Consider the following 14279-nt stretch of genomic DNA (forward strand, 5'->3'; position numbering starts at 1 on the left):
AAATTGATGCTAGCCGAAGCGGGAGTAACGAGACGGACTGTGGTGAAGACGACCGGGGCAGTCACCGGGATCGGCACCGCGGCCGGCTGTCTCGACGGGAGAGGAACGACCGACGATGGGGGAACGCCGACGGAGGGCGGATACTCGGTGACAATGGAGCCGGTCGGTACCGTCGAGTTCGATACCGTTCCCGAAACGTGGCTTCCCTATACGGCTGATTATGCTGACATGGGTGTCGCGCTCGGACACGGTGACGGACTGGCGGGGATCGGACTCCGCAACCGATACGGCACGCACTACTACGACGAACTGCCGGGCGTCTCGGTCGATACGGGCGAGTTGACCGAACTCTGGGACGAGGGGACCGACAGAGAAGTGTTCTATAGCGTCGACGCCGACGTCCACCTCATCGATCCCAACTTCATGATCAACCGGCTCCAGTGGAGCCGAGACGAAGTCGACGAGATTACCCGAACCGTCGCCCCCTTCGTCGGAAACACGGTCTTCTCAGTCAGTTACGACTGGCACGACTATCGCCACTACGAGCTGTACGAGGCCTTCGAGAAGGTCGCCACGGTGTTTCAGGAACGGGAACGCTACGAGGCCTTCGAACGCCTTCACGACAACGTGCTAGCCGAGGTCCGGGCCCGACTTCCGGACGACCATCCAACTGTTGCGGTACTCGTCCCCGCGTCGACTGAACCGGAGGTGTTCTACCCGTATCTCATCAACGAGGGCACCCAGTCGAAACACTGGAGCGACCTCCGCGTCCGCGACGCACTCGACTCAAGCGGCGTTCAGGACGCACAGGCCGGCGGCGGAACGATAGATTTCGAGACGCTACTCGAGATCGATCCGGACGTGATCGCCGTCCGTCAACAGGGCCGTGTCACCGAAGCGGACTTCGAGAACGGTATTGTCTCGTATCTCCGCGACCACAACGCTGCAAGCGAACTTCGGGCCGTTCGGAACGACCGCGTCGTCTACGCTGGCATGACCTACCAGGGGCCGATCATTCACCTTTTCCAACTCGAGCGTGTCGCACAGGGCCTCTATCCCGATGAGTTCGGCGACGAGGAACTGTTCGATCGGCAGGCCGTGGCGGATATCATCACGGGAGACTCGTAGCCCCGCGAATGCAGCGCCGACGGGGCTGCTCGCATGATTGCGGTCTCTGATTACTTCAGTTCGGAACACTTTTGATGGTTTAGGTCTGCCTAAATATTGATGAGCGACGGACTTCACTTGACGAGACGGACCGTTCTTCGAACTGGTGGCGCTGTCGCCGGCGGTAGCGCATTGGCTGGCTGTATTACCGGTGAAGACAACGGAAACGGCGGGAACGGGAACGGAAATGGAAACGGCGACGAGATCGACGGGCCGTACTCGGTGACGATGGAACCGGTCGGCGAGGTCGAGTTCGATTCCGTCCCGCAGTCGTGGGCCGTTAACAACGGTACTTGGGGCGATATGGGTATTGCGCTGGGCCAAGATCCGCCCGAGGCCATCTACCTCAATACCCGCATCCACACCCAACATTACGAGGAAATTCCCGATCTGAGCGTCGACCGGGAGGAGATCGGCCAACTCTGGAACGATGAGCTGACCTCCGAGGAGTTCATGGAATTGAGCAACAGCGTGGACCTGTTCGTGATGGATCCGGAGTTCATCATGGGTCGCCTCGACCACTGGAGCCAGGAGGACATCGATACAATCGAAGCGACGGGAACGCCCTTTTTCGGTAGCAGCATCTTCTCGCGCGGCTACGAGTGGCACGACTACGACTACCTCACGCTGTACGAGGCCTTCGAAAAGCTGTCTCAGGTCTTCCAGGAGGAAGACCGCTACGAGGCCTTTGCGGAACTCCACGACGAGTTCCAGAGCGATCTCGAAGATATCGTGCCGCCTGAAGGCGAACGACCGTCGGTCGCTATCATGTGGCCCCAGCCGGCCGAAGCGCCCGAGTCGTTCTCGCCGTACCTCATCGATAAGGGGACGAGCTTCAAGCAGTGGCGGGACTTGGGCGTTGAGGACGCTCTCGCGACGACGGACGTTGAGGACTTCCACGCCGGCCGGACGGAGGTCGACTACGAACTGCTCCTCGATATTGATCCCGATGTACTGTTGATCCGCGGCAACGAGCACAAGAGCGCCGAGGAGTTCCAGAACACCGTCGTTTCGCACATGAAATCCCACAACGTCGCAAGCCAGTTGACTGCCGTTCAGGAGGGCGACGTCTACCGCGGCGGTCCGCTTCACCAGGGTCCGATCGTTAACCTAGCTGTCACCGAGCGCGCCGCCCAGCAACTCTACGACGTCGACGAGGAACTGTTCGATCGACAAGAAGTCAGCAACATCGTCAACGGCGACTTCTGACCGGCCGTTTCCTCGATTACTGCGGTTTCTGCCAGCCGAATTCGCCGTCAGCGGACGGTTCGTCCGGGCTCTCGGTCGTCGTCGAATCGACCTCGTAATCGTCGGCCGCGGGCAGTTCGCGCTGGGACTCACCCAACGTATCGATCGCCACGGCCTCGGTCGGCTCGGAGGCGACCTCGAACGACGAGAGCGCGTCGGAGAGGTCCCGCGCGCGGTCGGAGAGCGATGTCGCGGTGTGGGAGACCTCGACGAGCGACGAGGTCTGCTCTTCGGCGGCCGCCGCGACCGTCTCCGCCTCGGCGCTGGTCTCCTCGCTGATCGCCGTCACGTCGTCGGTCATCGCCACCACCTCCTGGGTCGCACCGGCCTGCTGTTGGGTCGCCGCCGAAATCTCTTGGACCCCGTCGTTCGTCTCCTCGGCGTACGTCGAGATTTCCTCAAGGGCCGCGACTGACGACTCGACCGCACTCCGGTGGTCAGCAATCCGCTCGTTCGTCTCCCGGACCACGGTCGCGACCTGCGTCGACTGATCGCTGACCCGTTCAAGGCGATTCTCAATGTCGGTGGCGGCCTCCTGCGTCTCCGTGGCGAGGGACTTGACTTGATCGGCGACCGCGGTGAACTCCGCGTCCTCCGAACTCGAGCGTGCGGCCTCGATGCTCGCGTTGAGTGCGAGCATGTTCGTCTCTTTGGTCACGTCACCGATGAATTCGAGCAGTTCATCGATCGCTTCGATCTCGTCCTCGAGCCGGGTCACTTCCGTGACGGCGTCGTCCGCTTCCGCTTCGATGGCGTTCATGCCGTCGATCGCACGACGGGCGGACTCACGGGCGTCCGCGCTCGTGGTAGCGGTCTGTTCCGCGAGGGTCGCGACCGACGACGATGTCGCAGCGATCTCCTCGGTCGTCGTCGACAGCTCGTCGATCTCATCGCTGATGGCCGCAAGTTGGTCGCTCTGTTGCTCAGCCCCGTCGGCGATCTGCTGGACGGACGTCGTCACCTGTTCGGATGCGGACCGCACCTCGACAACGCCGTCGGCCGTCGATTCAGCCGCGTCGTCGACCGCGTCGGCGAAGGCCCGCGCCGCAGCCACAGTCGCTTCGATGTCATCCATCATCGCGTTGAACGCCGCGGCGATCGTTTCCATGGCCTCGCTGTCGGCGTCCGCCTCGAGTCGCCGAGTGAGGTCGCCGTCGGCACAGGCACGCATCGTCTCGCCGTACTCGTCGGCCGTCCGCTCGAGTCGCCGGGAGAATCGTTCGGACTCGTCGCGGGCCTGTTCGGCCTCTGCGCGGGCCATCTCCGCCTCCTTGAGGCGATCGCGAAGCGAGCGTCGCATCCGGTCGATCGACCGGTGGAGGTCACCGAGTTCGTCGTGCCGGCTCGACTCGACCGGCTCGTCGAGTTTGCCGTCTTCGATCGCCGCCGCGCGGTCGGAGAGCGACCGCAACTCGCCGGCAGTGTTCCGGCCGACAGTCAGCCCGAGCAGGACCATCCCCCGAAGGTGACGGCGAGCATCGCGAGGATCCAGTTCGAGATCGTCGACTGGAGCGAGTACGCCTGCGATGCGGGTACGCGGGTCGTCAGCGTCCAGTCTTCGTTCCCAACCGCCGCGTAGCCGACGACGGTCTCGTTGCCGTCTCCCTCGAGTGACGTCGTCCCCGTTTCGTTCGACGAGGGATCGAGGACGTCGTCCTCGAGGAGTAGCGACCGGTCCTCGGCGAGGACGATCGTTCCGGACCCGTCGGTGACGACCACGTCGTCGGTCTCGTCGCTGCCGATCATGTACCGGGACAGCGACTCGAGATCGACCAGTCCGACGACGACGTGATCGGACTCACCAGGAACCTGGCTAACGGCGAGCATCGCTGGCCGCCCGTCCGCGGTTTCGAACGTCTCCGAAAAGACGACCTGTGACTCGTCCTCGGCCGTAGCCGAGAGCCGGTCGTTGATCGCGTCGCTCACGCGGCCGTCATCGGTAAGGACCGCATTCGTGCCGGCGTTGGCGTGAACATCGCCTGTCTTGGACTCGACGTAGTACGCGCCCTCGAACGCGGAGCGATCGGTCATTCGATGCAACGAGTCGGTGATCGCGATCCGATCGTCATTGCGAAAGGCGACCGAGCGGGGCAGCGATCCTAGATACCGTTCGGTCGACTGGAACCAGATATCGAGGCGGTCCGCGTCCTGCTGTGCATCGGTAACGAGTTGCGATTCGACGTCGGACTGAAGTTCGGTGCCGGTCTGTGCGTAGATACTGCCGCCGAACAGCCCCACGATGAGAACGATGACGACGAGCGCGGCGAGAAACCGCAACGCGTAGCTGCGACGAACGACCGGAATACCCTCCCACGGATTCAGATCCATCGGGTGGGACACTCGACGGCCCCTGTATGTAAGTCGCTAAGAGTGGTATATATTCCTATAGATTACAATTACCTGACCGAGCGTCTCAATTGCCGCTATCGGTGAGATGACCGCGAGCGGTCGGGACGAATCGGTCAAGTCCGAACCGCTGAAATACTGCCCCGCCCTAGTGGGGATCGTGTCGAAGCAGGTCCAGCAGGTCGAAACGATCTTTTGTCACGAAACAGGCGACGACTACCTCGTCGTCGTCGAACGTGACGGCAAACGGCTGTTCCGCGCGAAACTCGGTCTCTCGGAGACCTCTGCCGGCCCCCGCCCCGCGAAGTTCCGGCTCAAGGAGGGCTCGAGCGAAGAGCCACGCCAGCCCGACGAGTTCGTCGAACTCGCTCGCCGAGCGAAGCGGCTACGCATCTCCGAACAGACCTCCGCCGAGGGCCGTCGCGACCTCCGAGAAATGTTCTCGGGCTACCAGCTCGAGGACAAGGTCAAGACTGTCCGGACCTGCCGGTACTGTGCCGGTGCAGGCCGGTACTCGCCGATCACGACCGATACCGCAGTCAAGGATGACAACGACTGGATCTGTCGGGACTGCGCCCGACAGGAACTCGAGCGCCAGCTCTCCTTTTCGGGCGGCGGCGAGGTATCAGGTGCCGCGAAGGAACGCTTAGAGGAGCTCATGATGGAGGTACAGGACCTCGAGCGGATCGTCAACCTGCTCAAGGGTCAGCTCGATCCCGATCTGACAAAGTTCGATACCATCTCGGCGACGACCGACGAGGTCGATCCCGTCCGGACCGACTCGCTTTCCCTCCATCCCGGCCTGCAGAACCTGCTCGAGGACCGGTTCGATACCCTGCTCCCGGTCCAGAGCCTCTCGGTCGAACATGGATTGTTCGACGGCGACGACCAGTTGGTCGTCTCCGCAACGGCGACCGGGAAGACCCTCGTCGGCGAACTGGCCGGGATCAATCGCGTGCTGAATAACAAAGGGACGATGCTCTTTCTCGTCCCGCTAGTCGCGCTGGCCAACCAGAAGTACGAGGATTTTCAGGACGAGTACGGCCACCTCGTCGACGTCTCCATTCGCGTGGGCGCGAGCCGCGTCGCCGACGAGGGTGAGCGGTTCGACCCCAACGCCGACGTCATCGTCGGCACCTACGAGGGAATCGACCACGCCCTGCGGACCGGCAAGGACATGGGCGACATCGGGACCGTCGTCATCGACGAGGTCCACACCCTCAAAGAGGAAGACCGCGGTCACCGCCTCGACGGGCTGATCTCGCGGCTCAAATACACGTGCGAGCAGCGGGCGAAGCGCCGCGACGACTACGGCGGCGCACAGTGGATCTACCTCTCGGCGACCGTCGGCAATCCCGAACAGCTCACCGAAGTCCTCGAGGCGACGCTCATCGAGTTCGAGGAGCGTCCGGTACCGATCGAGCGCCACGTCACCTTCGCGGACGGCCAGGAGAAAGTGAGAGTTGAGAACAAACTCGTCAGACGCGAGTTCGACAGTGAATCCTCGAAGGGGTATCGCGGCCAGACGATCATCTTCACTAACTCCCGGCGGCGCTGTCACGAAATTTCCCGAAAGCTTGACTACTCGGCCGCACCCTATCACGCCGGTCTCGACTACAAGCGCCGGAAGGAAGTCGAGCGCAAGTTCGGCGACCAAGACCTCTCCGCGGTCGTCACAACCGCCGCGCTCGCAGCGGGGGTCGACTTCCCCGCCTCACAGGTCATCTTTGACTCACTGGCGATGGGTATCGAGTGGCTCTCGGTCCAGGAGTTCCACCAGATGCTTGGCCGCGCGGGCCGACCCGACTACCACGATAAGGGGACAGTGTACGTCCTCGTCGAACCCGATACGGTCTACCACAACTCGATGGAGATGACCGAGGACGAAGTCGCCTTCAAATTACTGAAGGGAGAGATGGAGTCGGTGATGACCCACTACGACGAGGCCGCCGCCGTCGAGGAGACGCTGGCGAACATCACCGTTGGCGGCAAGGCCGCAAAGGCGCTCAACGACCGCATGCTCGGGGAGATCCCCACCAAACACGCAATCGGGAAACTCCTCGAGTACGACTTCATCGACGGCTTCGAACCCACGCCGCTGGGACAGGTCGTCACCGAGCACTTCTTGGAACCCGGACAAGCGTTCATGCTCCTCGATGGCATCCGAAAGGACGCTCACCCCTACGAGTTGGTCGGGGACCTCGAGCTTCGCGACACCGATCTGTAGCGGTTCTAGTACTCGGCCCAGTTTCGTCCGCGAACTGTCCGTCCCGGGACTGCGATCGTTTTCGGAGACCTATCACCGGCCGGAACGGTAAAGAAGGCAAGGGAACAATCGGCGGCCAACGACGGGGAGACCTCCCCGACACTGTTACTATGGAACCGAGTACGCCAGCCGCGATCGATCCGCCGGCGAACGTCTTGCTCGTCCACCCGAGACACGAGGAGCCCGCGACCTGTGAGGACCTCTGTCACGACAGCGGCGGCACGGCCCATCTGACGGTGACGTTCGCAGATGAGGAACCTGACCGTCCGGACGCGGAGACGGTCGACGGGACACTCGGGCTGCTCACTGTCGGAAACGTTCCGACCGGCGATGATGCCGAGTCGGTACCGAACTTCACCGAACCGATCGTCACCGACACGGTGACCGACCCGACCGACCTCTCGGAGATCGGCGTCTCCATCAGTCGATTCTGCAAATACTGGGCTGAAGACGGCGAAGACATCACAGTCTGTGTCGACTCGCTCGACGCCCTCCTCCGGCACGCCTCGCCTGAGGACGTCTTCCAGTTCGCACACGTCCTCACCAACCGGCTCTCGAGCGTCGATTCCTACGCCCACTGTCACTTCGATCCGACGCGCCACGAGGATCGGGTCGTCTCCACGTTCGGGACGATCTTCGACGATGTCGTCGCCGACGCCGACGGCACTGACGATTCGAACGGAGAGGCGACTGACGAAGATGTCGCGTCGCTGCTGGCCGAGTGGGAAGGAGAGCCGACGGAACTCGAGTCCGGTTCGGATCCGGTCACCGAAGCGACTGACGAGGAGATCGCACAGACGCTCGGGAAGTGAATCAGCGGCTCGAATGACGTTCTTAGGGCACGAAGGCGACACCGAACAGCGATAGTGCAATGACGAGCAACGAGCCCGGAACGCCACCGATCGCGACGATCGCGATGACGATCGGCGTCACTGCGATCCCAAGACCGAAGACGACCTGTGCGACGTACATCACCACCAGTCCGACCACCGCATTGACGATGAACGGGCTAGCTACCCGTACGATCCGCGCCGCAGCAAGGACGAGCACGAGCATAAGGACCAAAATCAGAATCTCGAGGCCAGTCATAGCCGGCGTTACTATAGCGGCAGGGAAAACCGTTCGGATCAGTACTATCGGCTGTAACTCAGCGAAGCGATTCGCCGGACGGTCACGGCGAATCGCACGACCAGTTACAGCCGACAGTATAACGAAACCCTTTATGATGTGCAACCGGTAGGGGGTAGTACACGGGATCGTGGGTTAGCTTGGTATACTTCGGGCCTTGGGTGCCCGTGACCCCGGTTCAAATCCGGGCGATCCCATACGGTATAAAAGTAAAGCGGGAGTTTTTGCCGCTTTACTCCGACCGTTCTCACACCGCTTAGCAGCCGCTTTCTGGAGGTGGTCGGCGTGACGGTCACTCCATGGTCGTCAGTTGATCATTCGACGTGCGATCACTGTGGAGCCCACGTGACGGACCAGTTCCGTCGTGTCTTCGGTGACGACGACGACCGAGCCCATCGCTGTGGCGACTGCGATACCTACGCACGACTGAGCCGCGGCTCTGCAGCTGGCATCGACGTTTCGATTCCGGACCCGGAGACATCGCCCGGCCGTCACGGAGGTGAGGCCGATGCGTAACGGGTTCGTCCGGGCGAGTCGGCTGTACGATGTCGAGAGTCGGACGCCCATCGCCCATTCGGCCCACCAAGCGACCGACACGGACATTCGCCATGCGCTCGAGAAGCGAGGTGAGTCGGCGTGAATCGCCTCGTCGAATCCGGCGAGTGTGAGCGGTGCGGTGATCGCGTCGACGCACTTCGTCGACTCTGCCCGGAGTGTACGCGCGCGGTTCGCGACGCACGGGAGGGGCCGCTATGAGTTCTCGAGCGTCGGAACTGGAGAGTCCGAAGGCCAGCGGTGACGCCCTCGAGGGCGAGATCGTCCAGGCCGTCGACGAACTCGAGTACGTCAGCGATCATACCGCCACCTGGCACGATGCACGGACCACCGCCGTCCTCGAGGCGAGTCAGTCGCTGCCGTTCTACGGGATTGTCCTCGTCGAGCCGGACGTTCCCGTCGAGATCAAAGGCTGCCAGATAGAGACGAGCAACGGGAGCCGATCGACGCGGGGCCGGTTCTACGTCAAGCGAGCCGCTCACGAGCAACTGCTCGAGGCAGCAGGGATGTATCTGTTCGTGGTCTACCTTCCACGGCCGGGACTTCCCCAGGTCGCCCGCGCGATCGTGCCGGCGACGCTCGTCGACGAGTTGCTCGCCGGGCGGTGGTACAATGTTGGCGGCTCGCGCTCGGAATCTGAAGTCGCGAAACTGGCATGGTCGCACGTGATCGACCCGGCTGGTGTCGATCCGTCGGTAACGGTCGGTGATTCGCGGTGAGCGTCGACACCGAATCCGACGATCGCGACCTCGAGGCTGAATTAGCGAGCGCGGCAGCCGGTCAGTTCGGCGTTCCCGTCGACGCTGTCTGCGTGGGCTGTGGGCGGACCCGCGTCAAGCGCGCGAGTCTCGAGGCGATGGACCAAGATCCCGGAGCCGAACCCACGACGCTCGAGGCGACGGACTGTACGTCGTTCAAGCACGTCTGCTATCGCTGCCAGGGTGTGACGTGGTGGAACCCGGTAGCGGTGCTCACCGGCCTGCTCGAGAGCGAGCATGATCGGGGTGAGTAGGCGTGTCTCAGGTCGAGACGACGCCGCACGAGATCGAAGGCCGCTGGAAGTGGCCCGACTGGGGACGCGGTCCGTACGACGCACTGTCGTCGGTCATGCTTGGTCCGCCCTTCGAGGGACACCTCGAGATCACCACGGAAGTCGACGGCGAGCCCTGGCACCTGGAAGTGACCTACAGCAAGTCAGGATTTGCGCCGCGTCTATCGGACGGGATCAACGCCGAGCGACTCTACGAGTGGGACATCAAAGGCCGCGGCCGCGGTGAACGGAAGGCGTCGTACAATATCTCACCGCGGTTCCCGAACATGCGTCACTGGGAGAGCGGTGAGCGGTTACAACTGCCGTGGGAAAATCAGGTCGGCGAGGTTGACGGCGTCGACGTCGAGTTCCACACCAGTAACATCGAACCTGACCGCGGTCTCGAGCTACTGCCCGAGTTCTTCGCGGCGATTTTCGACCACGCTGGCGAGCGGGTCCACCCCGACTACTTCCGCGCTGATCCACACTCGGCGAGCCGGATGTGGGCGTACGAGCGGTACGTTCGGATTCGTCGGGAGTGGGCGGAAAAGCTCTCGTCGGCCGGCGTACTGCAGAAGGTCGCCCACTACCTCTCCGACCTCGAGGGAGTGAAAGCCGAACTCCATATCGACAACGAAGAAGTCGTCAATCACCAGAATCGACTATTCCTGAACCCCGCGTCGGTGAGCGAACTTCTGCCGGGCCACACCTACGGACGGAAGTTCGAGATCTACCAGCTGGCCGATCCGGACGCGGTCTCGAAAGATCACCCGTCCTACCACCCAAAGGTGGAGGTCTTGGTGAACAAGTCGATGAACGACAACAAGGCATGGGCATGGGCCGACCGTCACGAGGTGACTGAGCAAATAGAGGAGACGGTACTGAACACACTCCATTGGGAAGATATTCCGCTCGGTCCCGACGGCAGCAGCGTCTACGTTGCGGACGACCATTTCGACGCGGTCGCTCGGGACGATCCAGTTGAACTGTACGAAGACCCGACGCCGCACCTCGAGGCGAAGACGGACCACCTGTTGATGACGACGCTGCGGGACATGGGTGAGACCGCTCGAAACGTGTCCGAGACGGTCGCCACTGACGGCGGTGCGACCGTCGACGATCTTGCCGACCAGCTGGGGAAACACCCTGCAACGATCTACCGAGCTATCAACGACCTTGGCGAGATTTTCGAGTTAGACCAGGGCGACGTGTCGTTCCGGGCCCGGAAGTACCGCGAGGAACTGCGAGCGCTCGTCGAGTCAGCCGAGTACGCGATCGAGAGCTACGCCGATCGGATGCAGCACATCATGGGCTTGGCCGATCACGTCGCCGAGTCCTCTCCCTTCCAGGAGTGGCTCGCGAAGAACGGTGCCGACCTCGAGTTCGACGAGAACGGCGAGCCCCGCCGGATGCGAATTGATACGATACTCTCCCGATTGAAGGCAGATAGCTTCGAGAACGTCGCCACGATCGCCAGTGAGGCCCTCGAGAAGTGGTCGAAGTCGGGTAACGATCCGACTGCACTGCGCGGTGTTGAGCTGACCTGGAAGACTCCCGGCGGCGGGACTGAAACCGGATTCGTCGGCGCGGTCGCGGATCGGTGAACTGGCCCGGTTAGTGGCAACACTCTCGTTTTCGCTGTTTTCTGCAAATTAGGTTGACCACCACCGTTTCTTATGCAAATCTGGTTGTAGTTCGTGCCTCGAGAGCGGGGTTAGCACCGCGATCGCACCGCAGCGCCTGCGGGGTTGTTTCGCGCTTCGCGCGAAAGCCCCTTGGCGGGTGTCCCCAAGGGGACTGTGCCAAAAAATTACAGCGCCCTGCCCCACCTCTGCACAGAGAACTCCAGTTGAAACACACGAAACGGGGGTCCCTAGTCAGATTAAGTTGTAAGGTTCTTAATCACTGATTCTGAAGCAATTTTACACTCAGAAGAATCCTATCGCTTTTCTCATCAGAGAAAACTATGTATTTGCCTTCTGGTCCGACACCAGATGTTGTCTCAAGAATAAGGGGTACAACAAAGCGGTCTTTGTTAGGCGGTGCAACTCCTTCAATAGTATCACTATCTGTAAGATGGACTTCTGAAGAAGTAGGCTGGATCGTCTTTGTTTCTACTCCTCTAGGTACATCAAGACTAATACAAAATTCATTTACATTCGATCCAGTGGAGAAGACCAAATCTATCACATATTGTCCATTTGAATCTGCAATCGCAATGTTTTCTTCCTCTTCACCAAAGAATCAACTCCAGAACTAATTGTTGGTCTATATGCACAATTGATATTGAACGGGTACCTTTTGTGGAATATAATCCCTGCAGGTACGAAGAATAATCCAAGTATGATCAAGTCGAGTACAATATTAGAGGAATTACCAAGCGTGAGTGATACAATAGTGGCAAGGAAAGCAGTTATCCACCAATAACTAGTTTCTTTATAGTGACTTACGAACCCCTCAATTTCATGGTTAAGTTCTTCAAAGCTATTTATAAGATCAAATAGAGAATACAGTGATATGAATACGATGACGGCTAATAGATATATCGCAATCGCAATTAAGGTCTCTTTTACATAGGGTGGTAGATTGACTTCAATTGAAACTGAGATCGCGGCTAACACACTTAAACTTGAGTTTGAACAACTTCTCGTTCAAACAACTGTAGGAGATATTCTCTCGAATTGTCTGTCTCGGCATCAATCTTAATTGAACCTCTTTTGAATATGATGGTGGAAAAGTAACCATCATAACAATATGTAGCTTCGATTTGATCAATCACTGTATCGTACCAGTCAATATCCAAATCATGGATATTATCGAATTCGTCTGGTATGCTTATTTGGTCAAGAACAGCATTCAGACTCTGCTTTTCCTTATGAGTTAGTTCGGCCTGCGCCAATTCTTTCTTTGGATTCTCCCTCTGTAGTATTTCAGCAAGCAATGTGGCGTCATACTCCCCTTTCGGCCCACGCACAACCAATTTCTCAATTGAGTTCGCGTCTTCCAAAAACCTCCAGAGATCTTCACGGTTGAGCGATAAATAGTCCTCTATCTCCGCTGAGTTCGACACCAGTTGGTTTATTTCTGAGAAAACCTCACTAGGTCGGGGGCGATCTGTTTGACTATTCAATAAGAATAGGCCTGATGCTGAACGATACTCATAGTTACCACTTCTAATAAATGAATTATCTCCTCGACCTGGTATCTCGTATTCAAGGGAGCCGAATAGTTTGATCTGGCCTTCGTATGGGTATTCTTCTACTTCTGGAAATGACCTAATAGTATCTTTCGATACAGAATTGATATGTATTTTCGCATTAGGCTGGTCAAGTAATTGTTCAGACCAAAACTTCTCAAGGTTTTCTGACTGACCGAGCCTGCTTGTAGACATGGATTTGGGTTCGTTGGAATCCGGATTGCACTCTATAGTCTATTCTAGTATGTTGTTCGTCCCGGAGCACTTAATTATGTGGTGCTTTCGAAATCTCTGCCGCTATTGACTATGCTCCCCGTTTTCTCCGATATTCGTCTTTAATCTCTCTGGGGTCATATTGGAGGTCCCATCCCTCCTCTTCAGCAATGTCTCCCAATTCATCAAAGAAAGATGCTGGCGGATACCGTTCTTTATCAGGTAATTCTTCCCAATCTGAAAATAGACGAATCAATTCAGACAAAAATCGGAGAGCAATCCCCATTCGTCGAAGGTGGCTAAGACCACTGAGTGGACTATTGGATACTTTGACATGGACCTTACCTCCATGCTGTATTTCTGCACTGATTGTGTGAGATTCCATAACAAACTGGCCCTGAATACCTTTGATTTTTTTCCCAGCAAGAACCGGGGCAATGAGCATGAGAGATCTGATGATATTCTCCGAACCCTCCACTTGGACTTGTCTTCCTAAGTTATCTTTCTGATCACCAATTGTTTTCCCACGCGTGAGGTTACGGACGCGAAGATCGGCACTCAGTTCTTCGCCTTTGTACTTTTTATACAACACCCATAGGAAAAAGTCAAAATCAAAGTCAACAGGATCTAGTTCAAGAGAGCCAGAAAGACCTGATCGAAGAGATTTCCGCTTTCTTTCAAGAAGTTGCTGATCACCACGGAACATCATGACTTCGTTGTCTGAATCCCAAAATATCTCTACTTCGTCATGCTTATCTCGATAGAAAATTTGCTGATTTGCTTCTTCATCATAGCCCCACTCTTGTACCCAATCCTCATCTACATATTTAAAGGCGTGAAGGTTCTCTGCATATCTCTCAAATCCATCCGAGAGTTCTGCAAGAGACTGTATCTTCTGAGATAATTCTGTGTGCTCAAAACCATTATCTGGATCATTGGGAGCACCGCCCTCATAGGATGGGAAGGTTTCTACAACTTCAGAGATACCTATGCCTTCGGCTAAAAGCGTAGTATCAAACAGTTCGTTGAATACTAACCAGCCATCATAGGAGTATTGTTCTTCGATTGGATTTCCATCTGTCATAATCAGTTGTCATAATCCAAGATATATAAAATGCTAGTAGAGCGCT

13 protein-coding genes, 1 tRNA gene and 1 pseudogene are annotated in these 14279 nt (G+C 58.3%); 10 read left to right on the forward strand and 5 right to left on the reverse strand.

The genetic code is table 11. From position 1 onward, the window contains the following. Positions 1 to 6: 6 nt before the first annotated feature. Positions 7 to 1128 carry an ABC transporter substrate-binding protein gene (locus K6I40_RS17810; RefSeq protein ID WP_222920313.1) on the forward strand — a complete coding sequence of 374 codons (1122 nt, stop codon included), beginning with the start codon at positions 7 to 9 and terminating at the stop codon, positions 1126 to 1128. A gap of 99 nt (positions 1129 to 1227) precedes the next feature. Then, positions 1228 to 2376, forward strand: coding sequence for an ABC transporter substrate-binding protein (locus tag K6I40_RS17815; protein ID WP_222920314.1), 1149 nt, complete (start codon positions 1228 to 1230; stop codon positions 2374 to 2376). Positions 2377 to 2392: 16 nt separating this feature from the next. Here K6I40_RS17815 and K6I40_RS17820 read toward each other — a convergent pair. After that, positions 2393 to 4743, reverse strand: a pseudogene (locus tag K6I40_RS17820) (methyl-accepting chemotaxis protein). A 178-nt stretch (positions 4744 to 4921) separates the two neighbouring features. Between K6I40_RS17820 and K6I40_RS17825 the strand changes: the two are divergent. Together K6I40_RS17825 and K6I40_RS17830 are read left to right on the forward strand one after the other, a co-directional pair. Continuing rightward, positions 4922 to 6988 carry a DEAD/DEAH box helicase gene (locus K6I40_RS17825; RefSeq protein ID WP_222920399.1) on the forward strand — a complete coding sequence of 689 codons (2067 nt, stop codon included), beginning with the start codon at positions 4922 to 4924 and terminating at the stop codon, positions 6986 to 6988. Between the two features lie 149 nt (positions 6989 to 7137). Then, positions 7138 to 7839, forward strand: a complete 702-nt coding sequence (locus tag K6I40_RS17830; RefSeq protein ID WP_222915023.1) for a hypothetical protein — start codon at positions 7138 to 7140, stop codon at positions 7837 to 7839. Positions 7840 to 7861: 22 nt separating this feature from the next. Here K6I40_RS17830 and K6I40_RS17835 read toward each other — a convergent pair whose 3' ends face one another. Further along, positions 7862 to 8116 (reverse strand): pro-sigmaK processing inhibitor BofA family protein, encoded by a 255-nt coding sequence (locus K6I40_RS17835; RefSeq protein WP_222915025.1) that lies wholly within the window; start codon positions 8114 to 8116, stop codon positions 7862 to 7864. A 163-nt stretch (positions 8117 to 8279) separates the two neighbouring features. On the opposite strand from K6I40_RS17835, the gene K6I40_RS17840 reads away from it, so the two are divergent. The 6 genes from K6I40_RS17840 (at position 8280) to K6I40_RS17860 (ending at position 11344) form a co-directional block, all read left to right on the forward strand. Beyond that, positions 8280 to 8352: transfer RNA gene (locus K6I40_RS17840), tRNA-Pro, on the forward strand. Positions 8353 to 8431: 79 nt separating this feature from the next. After that, a complete protein-coding gene (locus tag K6I40_RS17845; protein WP_222915027.1) occupies positions 8432 to 8671 on the forward strand; it encodes a hypothetical protein in 240 nt (79 codons plus the stop codon). Beyond that, complete coding sequence (locus K6I40_RS28575) at positions 8664 to 8795, forward strand: hypothetical protein (RefSeq protein WP_255681694.1); 132 nt, start codon at positions 8664 to 8666, stop codon at positions 8793 to 8795. Before K6I40_RS17845 ends, K6I40_RS28575 begins: the two co-directional genes overlap by 8 nt. Before the next feature lie 112 nt (positions 8796 to 8907). Next, positions 8908 to 9429 carry a hypothetical protein gene (locus K6I40_RS17850; RefSeq protein WP_222915030.1) on the forward strand — a complete coding sequence of 174 codons (522 nt, stop codon included), beginning with the start codon at positions 8908 to 8910 and terminating at the stop codon, positions 9427 to 9429. Next, positions 9426 to 9722 (forward strand): hypothetical protein, encoded by a 297-nt coding sequence (locus K6I40_RS17855; RefSeq protein ID WP_222915032.1) that lies wholly within the window; start codon positions 9426 to 9428, stop codon positions 9720 to 9722. Before K6I40_RS17850 ends, K6I40_RS17855 begins: the two co-directional genes overlap by 4 nt. Positions 9723 to 9724: 2 nt before the next feature. Next, positions 9725 to 11344: a DNA-binding protein gene (locus tag K6I40_RS17860; RefSeq protein WP_222915034.1), complete on the forward strand. Its 1620-nt coding sequence runs from the start codon at positions 9725 to 9727 to the stop codon at positions 11342 to 11344. A gap of 298 nt (positions 11345 to 11642) precedes the next feature. On the opposite strand, the gene K6I40_RS17865 is transcribed toward K6I40_RS17860, so the two are convergent. The 3 genes from K6I40_RS17865 to K6I40_RS17875 all read right to left on the reverse strand — a co-directional run bounded on the left by K6I40_RS17865 (position 11643) and on the right by K6I40_RS17875 (position 14233). Further along, positions 11643 to 11930 (reverse strand): hypothetical protein, encoded by a 288-nt coding sequence (locus K6I40_RS17865; RefSeq protein ID WP_222915036.1) that lies wholly within the window; start codon positions 11928 to 11930, stop codon positions 11643 to 11645. Between the two features lie 433 nt (positions 11931 to 12363). Continuing rightward, the gene (locus tag K6I40_RS17870; protein ID WP_222915038.1) at positions 12364 to 13131 is read right to left on the reverse strand and encodes a hypothetical protein; all 768 of its coding nucleotides are present in this window, start codon (positions 13129 to 13131) and stop codon (positions 12364 to 12366) included. Positions 13132 to 13240: 109 nt separating this feature from the next. Next, the gene (locus tag K6I40_RS17875) at positions 13241 to 14233 is read right to left on the reverse strand and encodes a hypothetical protein (RefSeq protein WP_222915040.1); all 993 of its coding nucleotides are present in this window, start codon (positions 14231 to 14233) and stop codon (positions 13241 to 13243) included. Positions 14234 to 14279 lie beyond the last annotated feature (46 nt).

The organism is Natrinema sp. SYSU A 869, assembly GCF_019879105.1.
GTDB lineage: Archaea > Halobacteriota > Halobacteria > Halobacteriales > Natrialbaceae > Natrinema.

Bases quoted from the DNA above. Each gene is read 5' to 3' on its own strand.
- K6I40_RS17870 (WP_222915038.1), bottom strand. From the start codon at position 13,131: ATGTCTACAAGCAGGCTCGGTCAGTCAGAAAACCTTGAGAAGTTTTGG.
- K6I40_RS17830 (WP_222915023.1), top strand. From the start codon at position 7,138: ATGGAACCGAGTACGCCAGCCGCGATCGATCCGCCGGCGAACGTCTTG.
- K6I40_RS17875 (WP_222915040.1), bottom strand. From the start codon at position 14,233: ATGACAGATGGAAATCCAATCGAAGAACAATACTCCTATGATGGCTGG.
- K6I40_RS17815 (WP_222920314.1), top strand. From the start codon at position 1,228: ATGAGCGACGGACTTCACTTGACGAGACGGACCGTTCTTCGAACTGGT.
- K6I40_RS28575 (WP_255681694.1), top strand. From the start codon at position 8,664: ATGCGTAACGGGTTCGTCCGGGCGAGTCGGCTGTACGATGTCGAGAGT.
- K6I40_RS17835 (WP_222915025.1), bottom strand. From the start codon at position 8,116: ATGACTGGCCTCGAGATTCTGATTTTGGTCCTTATGCTCGTGCTCGTC.
- K6I40_RS17850 (WP_222915030.1), top strand. From the start codon at position 8,908: ATGAGTTCTCGAGCGTCGGAACTGGAGAGTCCGAAGGCCAGCGGTGAC.
- K6I40_RS17810 (WP_222920313.1), top strand. From the start codon at position 7: ATGCTAGCCGAAGCGGGAGTAACGAGACGGACTGTGGTGAAGACGACC.